At 43.3% G+C, this 14013-nt stretch carries 5 protein-coding genes and 1 pseudogene; 4 read left to right on the top strand and 2 right to left on the bottom strand.

The features are described from left to right. Positions 1–102 precede the first annotated feature (102 nt). Positions 103–2361, bottom strand: a complete 2259-nt coding sequence (locus ACH0AB_RS10050) for a S8 family peptidase (protein WP_406878083.1) — start codon at positions 2359–2361, stop codon at positions 103–105. Continuing rightward, positions 2354–3397, bottom strand: coding sequence for an AAA family ATPase (locus ACH0AB_RS10045; RefSeq protein ID WP_406878082.1), 1044 nt, complete (start codon positions 3395–3397; stop codon positions 2354–2356). The genes ACH0AB_RS10050 and ACH0AB_RS10045 overlap by 8 nt, the downstream gene beginning before the upstream one ends. Positions 3398–3820: 423 nt before the next feature. Here ACH0AB_RS10045 and ACH0AB_RS10040 point away from each other — a divergent pair, with 423 nt between their 5' ends. The 4 genes and pseudogenes from ACH0AB_RS10040 (at position 3821) to ACH0AB_RS10025 (ending at position 13974) form a co-directional block, all read left to right on the top strand. Then, the gene (locus tag ACH0AB_RS10040; protein ID WP_406878081.1) at positions 3821–4717 is read left to right on the top strand and encodes a DMT family transporter; all 897 of its coding nucleotides are present in this window, start codon (positions 3821–3823) and stop codon (positions 4715–4717) included. A gap of 19 nt (positions 4718–4736) precedes the next feature. Further along, positions 4737–4880 (top strand): annotated as a pseudogene (locus ACH0AB_RS10035) (hypothetical protein); the annotation flags it as partial. Between the two features lie 512 nt (positions 4881–5392). Then, a complete protein-coding gene (locus ACH0AB_RS10030; protein ID WP_406878080.1) occupies positions 5393–7183 on the top strand; it encodes a ShlB/FhaC/HecB family hemolysin secretion/activation protein in 1791 nt (596 codons plus the stop codon). A 146-nt stretch (positions 7184–7329) separates the two neighbouring features. Then, positions 7330–13974 carry a two-partner secretion domain-containing protein gene (locus tag ACH0AB_RS10025; protein ID WP_406878079.1) on the top strand — a complete coding sequence of 2215 codons (6645 nt, stop codon included), beginning with the start codon at positions 7330–7332 and terminating at the stop codon, positions 13972–13974. Positions 13975–14013: the final 39 nt, after the last annotated feature.

The raw sequence follows: 14013 nt of genomic DNA, 5'->3' as shown, positions 1-14013 counted from the left end.
AGACTCCTTTAGTTAGCTAATTAAATTAAAAGCTCGGTCTGTTTTAAAACGTCCAAGATTATTAACGAAACCTTGTCATTAAATAATCTATATTGCTAAAAATTAGTCAAACTCAATTTCTTCATTCAATCTATTATAGATATCAACTTGCGTATCAATTTCTAATTGACTAACAAGCCAACCTCTTAATGATGCATTTTTAATAAAATCATCAATTCTATTAACTCCATTAATCTCTTTTAGAGTAATAACTACACCAAATCGCACTTCTTGTCGGTCTTTTAATCCTAAACGTTCAATACGTGTTATCTTCATACCCCATAATGGATTATCTTTAATAAAAATCTGTTTAGCTTTTTTGAGAGGTGTGAAAGATTCACATATATTTTTAACGTTATCCCATTTTCTGAAAAAATTTCGTGCAGAAATTTCTTCAATATATCCTGGATCATCATCTGAATGTTGAAGGTCATTGTTGATGGGTTTAATTTCCCCTTCCCCTTTTTTATTAATTTTTAATCGACCAAAAACTATATTAATCTCTGAATTGGTATAATCTACGCCTTGATTACGTGAGCATTTAGTAAAATAGCACATAGTGGCTTTTGCTACATAGGGGTGTTTTCCATCAGAAATGGGTACAGGAAAATTATAGTTATAAGAGTTATATTTTTCAGAAACATCGGATACTATAAACTTAATTTCATCATCAGGTGTTGATAAAATATCTTCTATTCTGATTGGAACGATACCATTTCCAATTAGAACTCGTTTTTCAAATGTTTTTTCATTATTCCATCCGATTGCAGAATCTATCAATAATGCTTTAGCTTCTTCCCGACGTAGCCCCATAATATGGATTAAGTAAGCTAATTTTCTTGCAATTAAAGGTGCAGCGTAACTTGTTCCAGTTACTCTAGCCAAGCCTAATGGTTCACAGACATTAATATATTGTTTATTACCTCCACCATAATAGGCAACATCTGGCTTTATAAAAAATGACAACACTATTCCTTTCCTAGAATACTCTGTTGGCTTGCCTTCGAAATCAACTGAATTAACTATAATCGAATTTAAGGAATCTGCAGGCGAACCAATTTTTTTTCTTTTGTTATTTACCATATGGGCATTTGTACCAGCCACCACAAAAATGACATCATATTCATACTGTATTTGATCTAGAACTGCAGCTTCAGCTGAAATAAAATTATCTTTAACTTCATCATTCGAGCCTAGAGATAAATTCCATACCTTGATGTCAGGATTATTTGAAACAATTTCTTTTATTTGTTTGATAATATTAAATGAACTGAAACCTGTATGAAGTGCAACACCAAAATGTCGCACTTGAAATCTACCGCAGCCATCATCAAGATTTGCGTTTAAGCCAGGTGCGTCTACGATCAACGAGGTTACGGCTGTTCCATGTCGATAATCATCTGAATTTTTACGAATATCCTCAGAAATCATTTCGTAATAATCTACCCACTCACCAAAATAAACACGGTTATCAAATAATGTGTCAATTACCCCTATAATTGGCTCATTATTAGGAAGAGGAATAAGCCTTTCAATTACATTTGTACCGATATGAAAATCATCTGGTGATAAAGAAGAGAAATCTTTCACAGCCATGGACACTAGATAAGGTACTTTAGAAAAAACTGTATCTACTTTTTTTTCATCAAGCAAAACCGTGGTTTGATCTAAAATTCTTGCAGTAGAAATATCAATATCTATTTTATTTAATATACTTTGAATGTCGTCCTTTACATCATAAAAAGTGACGATGGAATTTCTAAGGTTTTCCTTTTCTGCTTTTTCGATACCAAAATTTTCAACAAAGTAGGCATCTCTCAAGTGTTGTTTAAAAACAGACTTCGATAAATTAAATTTTCCATAAGGAAGATTATCCATTATCTCCTTATTATCAAAAATTTTTTTATCCAGAATGCCATCTTCAAATGAGTTTTCGAATAATTTAATAACTTCTTCTGATACGTTGATTGTTTTATCAAGCACTTCCCTTGAAATATAATGTGTGATTATGTGTCTATCTTTTTCAGGGTTGAATTTAGCACCAACAACCGTATCTAATGGTGATAAGTTCTTTCCACCATTTAAATAGCCCTTGATACGATTACTCTTGGCAACAATACGATTGTAATAAACTGCAATCAAAATACCATCAATAATTTTATTACCTTGCCAAAAATCTCTGACTTTAATTAGGGATTGATGAATATCCCTTAGTTTTGGAAGATTAACTATTGCTCCTGTCGGTAATGTGATAGCCATTGTAGGATTTTGGCGATTAGCTTGGATGAATTTATTGCCTTTTAAAGTTAAAATATTATTCATTGTTTGCCTCATTTAACTCTCTTGAGACACTGCTTTTTGATATGCCAGTAAGTATTTCTATTTCACGTACTGTAAATCCTAATTCATGCAATTTCTCAATACTGGGCATTTTTCCGTTTTGCATACTTTTTAAGAATCGTTTTAAATAATCAAACGGTTCTTTTGCATCACTAAAAGCTAATGATGTCCTAATAATATTTTTCAGATCGCCAGGATTAGGAATACTTTTCGCACTTTTGATAATTTTTTTAAAAAGCCTCATATCTCTTGCTGCAGATTTGAAGTTTTTAAGAAAATGATTAAGAATAACCTCGGCTACTTCGATCTTGTCGTCATCTGAATACCTATCAAAATCTATCGTCGCATCAAAGCGTCTCACTAAGGCCTTATCTAAATTTTCATATAAATTCGTAGTTGCAATAATAACTGCTTCAGAACTTAGATTGTCTAACGCTTTTAAGAAAGTAGAGGTTACACGCCCCATTTCACGGATGTCATTTTGATTGATGCGATCTAAGGCAATCGTATCAATTTCATCAAACAAAATTACGTAATTTTTTAAAAATGGTAAGTTATTAATTTCATGAAATAACTGAGTGATATTTTTAGCAGTTTGCCCCAACTTGCTATCTACCAAGTGATTGAAATCTACCATTAACAATTCTCTTTCAAGCAGTCTAGCAATTTGTTTTGCACTTTCCGTTTTGCCTGTACCTGGTGAGCCGATAAATAAAAATTTATTGATTCCAAGATTATGATTTATGGCATTAATGATACCTTTTAAATCGTTCATAATTGTATTTGGTAATGGCAACGGAGTGACATCAAGTCTTACTGGCACCAAATTTTCACCGTAATCCTCGGTTTGGGGGACAAATGTGTCTGATTGAGAAATTAATCCCATAATATACTGTGTAAGCTGAAAATCTCCTGCCTTATCAAAATCACGAGCAATCGCAAGTGTCTGATTACGAAATTCAGCCTCTTTTTTTTCGTAATGATATTTAATCAAGTCTAGTACATCAGCTTTCTTCATAATCTTAACCTCTCTAAGCTCATTATACTACATATTTGGGACAAACTAAATAAATTTTGGGACAAAATATCATTTTTATAAAATTATTCTTTTCAATTTTTGTATCTTTTTTAGATATAGCATCATCAGTGTCAACTAACGTTGAAAGTAATAATTACTTTTCTAGAATCACTATTTGACTGTCGAATTGATAATTGAAGTTCAATGTATATTTAATTGAGAGGTTTTGAATGAAATAAATAATACAGTATAGTATTGAAGGCCAAATGCGATAAAACCGCTGACATCTCAGCGGTTTTAATTTTAAACAATAACAAGCATTATACTCAAAATGCTTGATTAAATTGCCTGCTTTACCCATTTTTATCGGTAATTTTTGTATAATCACCCCCTTTATTGTAGCGGTGAATTGGGAAAAATTCGATGTGGTATTTGGTGATGGCGTTGATTATTTGGGCAAGCTCATTTGTGGCGGCAAAGTACGCCTATACCCTGTTTGACCCTGTGATGACGGTGCAGTTACGCTTACTGATTGCCGCTGCCATGATGTCACCGTTTTTTATCAAAGCCTACCGAAGCATTCCGCCGCATCTAAAAAAATCAGTGTGGATACTCGCATTAGTGAGTTTTCCGATTGTGCTGTTGTTGCAGTTTGTTGGGCTAAAATATACATCAGCGTCTAATGCCGTGACCTTGGTTGCGATCGAGCCAATGATTTTTTTGCTACTCAATCATTTTTTATTTCATCAAAAAACCAAAATTATCGATTGGGTGCTATGTCTGGTTACCTTTGTCGGGATTGTCTTGACCGTGGTCGGTGAAACGCAGTCACAATCAAGCAGTCTATGGGGCAGCCTTTTGCTATTAAGTGCAGGACTGGCTTTTGCGTTATCGACTTTGTATGGCAAAGATGTGATTGCTCAGATTGATGCCAAAAATTACACCGCCGTGACCTTGGTATTAGGGGCGATATGGTGCGTGCCGTTTACCTTGGGGTTTAACCATGATTGGCGGTTTTTACAAGTCACGAGTTTGAATGAAGCCAATGTGAAAGCGATTTTGGCGTTAATTTATCTAGGTGTATTTAGCAGTTGGCTTGCCTATCGCTTGTGGAATAAAGGGGTGACCGCTACCCCTGCCAATACCACAGGGATTTTGATTCCCCTCGAGCCTATTTTTGGGATTTTCTTTGCCATGCTGTTACTGGGCGAACAACTCACATTGCTAAAAGCGATTGGCAGTGCCTTGGTGATTGGGGCGGTGATGACATCGGCTTTGTTGCCGATGGTGTTGCGCACGTTTAAAACACAGTCAATTTAATATTTAGAGATAAGCACCTATGACAATCACGGAAAATGGAAAAAATGCGTTACTTGCTAATGCAGTGACTGCCATTTTTGTGCTACTTTGGGGTAGTGCTGCGATTTTTACCCCTTCGGGGCTTAAGCGTGCATCGCCCTTGGTACTGTTAATATTACGCTTTGGGCTTGTTTGCAGACACAAATGGCATGGGTGGGTTTTAACTGGGCAAAGTCGATTTTACCGTCATATTGTTTGAGTCTGCCTCGTCTTTTTTTCTGTTCACCTTGGTACAGGTAGTTTAAATTAGCATTACATCGAAGTCTTGAGATTCTGATTTTATATATTTTTCGTGAGCCAAAAATATCAAAAAAGCCACCGCATAGGTGGCTATTAGTTTTTCATTAATAACAAGTGTTTTTAATGAAAAACTTAACTGACTGCATCGCATCAAACTTCAGCAGTATAATCAAGACCATTCAAAGCATAATGTTTCAGTTTATTGCTAAATGTTTATTAGTGTTAATTTGTTAACTATTTCTTGATCAGTTATTTACAATTCAACAAGACAAGCGTAAATTTGCGACTAAACACCTGTTTGTAGAATGGATTTGCCTTAAGATGTCGTTAATTTATACAGTTAGTTTCCCCAAGCGTGCTGTTCAATCATTGCCTCGTTTACCCAAAACAATAAAGATGTATCCTATCAGCCTATGGCTAATCTTACCTATCTTGGCCCAATCTCAAGCGATGGCACTCACCCCCCAACAAATTGCTGATAACCAAATACAGCTACAACAACAGCGCGACGCCGCGCGCAATCAGGCATTGATTCCAAACCCCACAGTAACCATTGACACCAAAGCCGTGGCGCCAACTAACGTCTCTGCCACGGTTGACCCTAATGCCCCTTGCTTTACCATTAACCAAATCGCCTTGACTGCCCTTGATCATAAAGCCTCTCAAGATCTACACAACTTCGACTTTGCGCTATTGCCAGTGACCCAAGGCAATAGCAGCGTACTGGGCAAATGCTTAGGGATTAATGAAATTACCAGCGTGGTTACCCAAGTACAAAATCGCATCATTGAACGCGGCTATGCCACCACCCGCGTGGTCATTGGTAACCAGAACTTGCAAAGTGGCACCTTACTGTTAACCATTATTCCAGGTTATATCGATCAAATTAAAGCCGATACCCGTCAAAGTCGTATCCCAGTCTATATCGATCAAACTGGGTTACCCGCCAATTTCACCCCTGCGCTGCCGTTAAAGTCTGGTGATATCTTAAACATCCGTGACCTTGAGACCGGTCTTGAAAACCTAAAGCGGGTGCCAACCGCTGACGCTGATTTTTCTATCAGTCCAAGCAGTACTTCGCAAGCCCCGGGGCACAGTGATGTGTTAATCAAATACGCGCAGCGCCGTAAAGCGCGGCTAGGCATCGGTATTGACGATTCAGGCTCTAAAGCCACCGGTAAATACCAAGGCAATGTCACGCTAAGTCTCGACAATGTCGCCAATTTAAATGATCTACTGTATGTCAGCTATGGCCGCGACCTGGGCAACCAAATTAATGATCAAGTAACGGGTGACAAAGGTAGCGAAAACTATGCACTTGGTTATGTGCTACCGATTGATCGCTGGTTATTGGATGCCAATGCCAGTCATTACACCTATAATCAAACGGTGGCTGGTGCTAACCAAGACTACCAGTACCGTGGTGAAAGCGACAACCTGACAGTGGGCAGTCACTATTTAGCCCACCGTGATGCCAACAGTAAAACCTGGCTTAACGCCGGCGGCTTTGTGAAATCACAAAACAATTATATTGACGACACTGAAGTGGACGTACAGCGCCGAAAAATCGCCGGTTGGACCGCAGGACTGACTGATGAACGCAAACTGGGCGACGTTTCGCTGAGAACTGAGCTAACCTATCAACGTGGTACCGGTGCTTTAGATGCCATTGACCCGCCTGAGCGTTTATTTAACGAAGGTACCGCCCGTACCGGTATTTACAAACTTAGCAGCAGTTTAACCCGGCCGTTTCGCTTAACCATGGCTAACAAACCACAGCAATGGGTGTATAGTGGCAGCGTAAAAGGCCAATATGCGATGGATGCATTAGTGCCCAGTGAGCGTATGGCCATTGGCGGTCGTTACAGCGTGCGCGGCTTTGATGGCGAACGCACCTTAGCCGGTGATCACGGCGTTTTAGCCCGTCAAGATGTGAGCTTATATTTAGCCAACCAACCGCATGCCATCTACGCCGGTGTTGATGCTGGGTATGTGTCCATGAAAAACAAAGACCAAAACGATTTACTGCTTGGCCACAGTCTAGTTGGCGCTGCAGTGGGTATCAAAGGTCAAATCGCCCCACTGCACGCAAGCTATGATGTGTTCACCGGTTACCCACTCAAACAGCCCGATGGCTTTGGTGACAAACATTGGGTCTCAGGCTTTAGCTTAAACTTTGAATTTTAATCTCTTTAACCCTGTCTTGACTGTATTAGGGACGGCAGGGCTTGATGTTTTTTACCAACATATTACCTTACCCCTACTCGCTGCACGCATTGACCTCCCATCTTCCTAAAAAAACAGCGTAGAGGTAACCCAATAAGGAAAACGCTATGAATAGCCGCCTGTATCGTGTGATCTTTAATAAAAACCTAGGTCGTCTAGTCGTGGTTTCAGAAAAAACTGTGGCGCAAGGCAAAGCTGGCAGCCAAGGTGGTCATGACAACAGCCACAGCACAGCTGACAGTCAAGCATGGGGTATGGTTGGCTACTGCTATGGTAAATGGCTGACGCTTACCGCAGCTGTTTTAGTCAGTTTAGGCACGGCACAATGGGCCCATGCCGACGTACAAACCCAAGTGATTGCCGATGCTACGGCCGCTAAAAACGAACAAGCCACCATTTTAACAACCGCCAGTGGCATAACCCAAGTTAACATCCAAACCCCCTCAGCAGCGGGCATCTCTAAAAACAGCTTTAGTCAGTTTGATGTGGGTAGTGACGGCGTTATCTTAAACAACAGCCGAAAAAACACCCAGACCCAAACGGCTGGGTGGGTGGAAGGTAACCCGTGGCTTGGTAAAGGGGAAGCCAAAGTTATTTTGGGTCAGGTCAATTCAACCAGCCCCAGTCAATTGGCCGGTTATACCGAAATTGCCGGGGGCAAAGCCGAGCTAGTGATTGCTAACCCCGCGGGTATTACCTGTTCGGGCTGCGGCTTTATCAATGCCTCTCGCACCACCCTGACCACCGGTCAAGCACAAATGACGGATGGCAGACTCACTGGATTTGATGTGAATGGCGGCAAAATTCGTATTGATGGTAAAGGCATGGATACCAGCACCAGTGACTATACGCAATTGATTGCTCAAACCAATGAGATTAACGCAAAGGTGTATGCTAAAAACTTGGATGTGATCTCAGGCAGCAACCAAGTTAGCTATGACAGCGATGCCAGTAACACCCAAATTACCCATAAAGACCCACCCGCAACTAACCAAGCCACCGGCGTTGCCTTAGATGTTTCAAGCCTTGGCGGTATGTACGCCGGTAAAATCCGCCTGATTGGTACCGATAAAGGCTTAGGGGTAACCAATGCTGGGGATATCAGTGCCAGCAATAGCTTAAGTTTGGATGCCCAAGGTAACCTCACCAACACCGGCTTTATGGGTGCCAAAGACAGTGCAACAGTAAACGTCAATGGCAATGCCATCACCAACAGCGGCACCATCGCCAGTAGCCAACAAGGCGTGCAGCTTGATAGTAGCAGCCTGACCAACAGTGGACTGATTAGCGCACGCACCCAAGGTTCTATCCGCAATACCACCACCACCAACACTGGTACCCTAAGTGCCGGACAAGTGAATCTAACGACTGACAGCCTTAGCAACCAAGGGCGGATTGAACAAACCGGCAGCGGCAACCTTGCTGTTACCACGAATGGACTTACCAACCAACACCAAGCGGTGATGGGTCAAGCCTTGTATGCTGATCAGCCGACTGCCACTACCCCAAGCTTAGCCAACGCCCCTAGCACCGCGGCGACGGGTAGTCAGCAAGTTGCCAATAGTAACAACAGCACTAACCCTACCCCGGACACATCCGTGCCAGTGCTTGAACCGGTGACGGCTAATGGACAAATCACGGCTAAACAGATTGACAACCAAGGCAGCAATGCCATTATTACTGCCAATGGCGGTATTAATGTCACCACCCAAACCTTAACCAATACGGGTAAATCCAGTATCGCAGTCAATGGTCTACAAGCGGCCAACCGCGTTGATAACCAAAACAGCCGCATTCAGCTCGATACCTTAAACTGGCAACTTAACCAGTTTAACAACGCACAAGGGCAAATTGTTAGTAAGCAGGGCATTAACCTAACCAGCCAATCGCCGATTAATAATGCCCAAGGCGTGTTAGCAACTTTAGGCGATGCCCGTATTGACAGTACTGGGACAATAAATAATAGCGACGGTGTGATTCAAGGCAAAGTGACCGATATCCGTGCTGCAAGTCTAGATAACAGCCGCGGGACAGTCGATGCCAAAGGCAATTTAACGCTAACCAGCCAAGGCGACCTCATCAACACGCAAGGTAATATCAGTGCCCAAGGCGATGCCAATATCACCGCCGCGGGGTTAAACAATGATCGCGGCGCCATTACCGCGACCGGTGGGCTTACCACGCAAAGCCAAAATCTTACCAACAGCGGTCAGCTGTATGGCGGCACGGGCAATCGCTTGACCAGCGGCGCCATTGATAATAGCGGCATTATTGGTAGTGGTGGTGCGACGACTATAACCGCTAGCAGCCTGAACAACACTAGCACTGGTGTGCTAGCCGCTGGCTTAAACGCCGATGGCACCTTATCGACCGACAAAGCAGATCTGATCGTCAATACAATAGGCGCCCTAACCAGCCGTGGCACGCACCTTGCTACCGGCAAATTCAGCCTAACCGGCAACCCCACCGATTTAGCCGGTAGCACCACCCAAGCGGGGGAAATTAGCTTAAGCTCGGACGGTGATTTATCCACCCAAGGCGCCAAGCTTACCGCCACCGAGACCATGACGTTAAATGCCAAAGGCAGGTTAAATAACCAAAACGGTAAATTGGCGGCTAACACGCTTAACCTCACTGCCAACGCGTTAGATAACCGACATGGCAATATTACCCAAGCAGGCACCCATGATTTAAGCCTAAACTTACCTGGCGGACTCAATAACCAAGACGGTGTCATTGCCACCAATAGCCAAAACTTGACCATCAATACTGCTGATTTAAACAACCAAACCGGTCGTATTGAGCATGCAGGCAGTGGCAATCTTTTATTGACCGCAAGCCGCGTGAATAATAGCCAGCAAGGCAGTGTATTAAGCCTGGGCGAGCAAACCTGGCAGATTGCCGGGGATATTAATAATAGTGACAACCAACAACGCGGCGGTATTCAAGGCAAACGCTTTGATATTACCGCGAACAACTTAAACAATGATAATGGGGTGGTCGCTGCCTTAAGTGCCGCATCAACAGCTGACAGCCGTCTAGATTTAACAGGGACGTTGGCGAACACCAACAAAGCGGCGGTTTATGCCAGTAATGGCAGCTTAGCGGTGACGGCAGCTGACATCACTAACACCGGGCAAATCAGCAGTCGTGATCAGTTAACCACCACCAGTCAACGCTTTAGTAATACCGGTAGTGTCTACGCGGGCGGCAATGCCGCTATCACCAACCAAGGTAATTTAACCAACACTGCCATGATGGCAGCTGGTAACCAGCTAACCTTGGATACGGGTAGCCTTACTCAAACGGCTACCGGTCAATTGATCGCCGGCCTTATCCCTGATGGCAAATTAAGCACCCTACCTGCCCATTTAACCATCACTAGCCGTGATGCGCAAAGCAATGCCGGGTTGAACATGGCCACCGGTGATTTAACGGTTAGCGGTGCTGCGCTTAACTACACCGGCAGTCAAAACCAAGCGCAAACTATCGCACTCACTGCTAAAACGGGTGATATCACTCTAAGCGGCGCGCAAACCCAAGCAGCCGGACAAATCGCTCTTACCACCCCTGCAAGCTTGATACATGACTCGTTAGATGCGACGCACAAGCCAGTGATGCAAGCGGATCGCTTTGCCATTAACGCCGGTAATCTGTCGAACCAAGGCGGCACTATCAATCAAACCGGCAGCGCCGATTTCACCATTCACACGGGTAATTTTAATAACCAAGGCGGTCAATTGGGTGGCAATGCCAGCAACCTTAATGTAACCGCCACAGGTATTGTCAATAACCAAGACGGCGCACTGATTCACACTGGCAGCGGTGACATGCGTATCAGTGGTGCCACTGTCAATAACACCCGCGGTCAATTGATCACCAATAGGGGGTTAACTTTAACCAGCGCAGGCACCGTCACCAATGATGCTGGGGTCATACAAGCAGCGCAGGCAACGATTACTGCCGGGCAGTTAACTAACCAAACGCTTAATAACCAAGGCGGTAAAATTTTAACCAGTCAAGGCGATTTAACGGTAACGGGTAGTGTCAACTCGCAAGGCAGCGACTCGGTGATTCAAAGCGCCAACGATCTGACGGTAAACGGCGGCACCATTACCAATAGCAATGGCGCCATGCTATCAGCTGCCAGTGCGTTAACGGTGAATGCTGACCAGATGACCAATGACAAAGCATTAATTGTCGCCAATCAAGGAATGGCGATTAACGCAGGTAGTACCACTAACTCAGGCAGCATTGCCAGTGTCAATGATGCGGTCACTATAGCAGGTGGCAGTCTAACCAATACCGCGTCAGGCAGCATTCAAGCGGCGAAAGCGATTACCATTGCTCAGGGAAATGTCGCCAACCAAGGTCAAATTGCCAGCAATGATGCGTTGAATGTGACCAGCTCTGGCGCAATCGATAATCATAGCGGGATTTTAGCGGGTAGTAACGTAGCACTAACAGCGCAAACCTTAAACAACAATGCCGGCTTCATTAGCCAAAGTGCGACCGATGGCAGTTTAACCATCACCACCCAAGGGTTACTGGATAATCAATACACCAAATCGAGCGATGCTACTAAACCCCTGGGTATGTTAGCCAATGGCACTGCTGTCATTCACGCTGGGGATGTCAATAACGATAACGGTCGTATCAACGCCGACACAATGACGCTCACTAGCACCGGTAGTAGCGTCAATAATAATGCAGGGGAAATCGCGGCCAAACAAGCGTTAACAATCAATGCCGGCAATGCTAACTTAACCAATCAAACCGGTCAGTTATTGGGCCATACCACCAGTGTGACCGCAGCTGTAGTTGATAACAGCAATCATGGCTTGGTGCTGGCCAATCAAGATTTAACGGTGGATGCCGGCACTATTAGCAACAGCGATACCAAACAAGGCCCAGACGCCATCTTATCGCAAGGGTTGGTTGCCGGTGGTGATGCCACGTTAACTGCGGCAGTGATCGACAATAGCAACGGTCAAGTGGTCGCGGGTAATGCCGCCACATTAAATGTTAGCCAAACGCTTAATAATGCTAACGGCCGTATTGAATCAAATCGTGTCCAGGTCAATGGTAGTGCCAATGTGTATAACCGTGCAGGTAGCATTAACGGTTATACACAGGCGGATGTCACGGCTAAAAGCCTGTTGAACACTGACGGTCAGTTACGTGCGCCGACCTTAAATCTGGCACTCACCGATAGCTTCACCCATGGGACCACCGATAAGCTTGAAGCCGATAATTTAACGCTCACCACCCAAGGGGAGTTTATTAACCAAGGTAAGCTTGCGGCAGCCAAGCGCTTAGCAGTCACTGCACAAAACATTGATAACCAAAAAGATGCCAGTCTTATCAGTGCTGGGACTGATCCTGAGAGTGGAAACTTAATTATCACAGCGACCAACGATCTAAAAAATCGTGGGTTAATCAATGGTATTAATACCTATTTGACCGCCGGCAATACGCTAAATAACTTAAGTTATGGTCGTATTTATGGCGATCATGTGGCGATTAAAGCCGATACGCTCAATAATACTCCCGAGGGTAATGGCACCCCTGCCCCTGTGATTGCGGCACGTCAGCAGCTTGATATCGGGGTTAAACAGTTAAACAACAACCCCAACCCAGATCGTACGAATAAATTTAATAGCGATTTTAATGGTCAGGCACAAATTATCAGTAATGGCGATTTGAACATCGGCGGTGATTTAGATGCCAATTATATGGCAACGGGTAAAGCTGATAGCGTGAACAATCGGGGTGCGATCATTGAATCGGATGGTCATATGACTATCACTGCCAGTGTGTTACGCAATGAAAATGCTGATTGGCAGGTTAGTCGCACGGAAACAGCCAGAGAAAACAAAATTGTTGAATACGCTGCTAACACTAGCTCGCAAAAATACACCAAAGATGAAGTCGACTGGGATGATGATGGCGAAGACATGTATGTTAAAGCCACGGGGCAGAAAATTGGTGAAGATTACAATGAGTTTCACTTTGATAAAGTGATGCTAAAAGACATGGTTGTGGCTTCAGACCCCGCTCGCTTAGTGGCTGGGAAGAACTTAATCATTCATGGTGACGATTTAACCAATCAAAAAAGCCAAATTAATGCTGGCGCAGGGTACCAACAACTTGGTGACATGGTTCAAAATGACATGACCTCGAATTTGGGTTATGAAGTCAAACGTGTTGAAAATGGTAAGTACTATTGGCGCTGGATTGATGCTTGTGGTTTATTTGGTAGTAAACATTGTAAAGAATTAGATTATAAAGGCACCTATCAGCCAGCGGATGAGGTAATATCTAGCTTTAATCTACCTATTTTAAATGCTCAAATCAATACTAACCCCATTGCACTGACTGGTGAGCCTAAAGTACAAGTGGATGCATTGAATCAAGCAGTGACTGCCCTAAACACCCTTAAACAAAGCACCCAGTCTGCCTCTAATCAGACAGGCAGCGCTGACAATAATGCTGCGGCAAAACAAGACGCCCTAAAGCTACTTGCCGACTTTGCCAAAGCCAACCCGGACAATTTGACCCCTGACCAACAAAAACAGCTATCTGACATTCTAGCTGCGCAAAAGGACGGTAAAGGGGTTAGCCAAGCACAATTAAATGGTTTAATTGACAGCTTAAACAGTAGCATTAAATCACAATACACCGAAGAAGTACGTGCCACAGGTAATGGCCCTATGAACCGTCCTGGTTTTATCGGAGACAGGTTTGCTTGAGTCAGGCAGCATAGCCTGACGGGATTAATGAACAATAGT

The sequence above is a fragment of the Moraxella sp. 179-F 1C4 NHS genome, from assembly GCF_045370505.1.
Taxonomy (GTDB): Bacteria; Pseudomonadota; Gammaproteobacteria; order Pseudomonadales; family Moraxellaceae; genus Faucicola; species Faucicola tetraodonis.
This window is presented reverse-complemented; position numbering and strand designations above follow the sequence as displayed.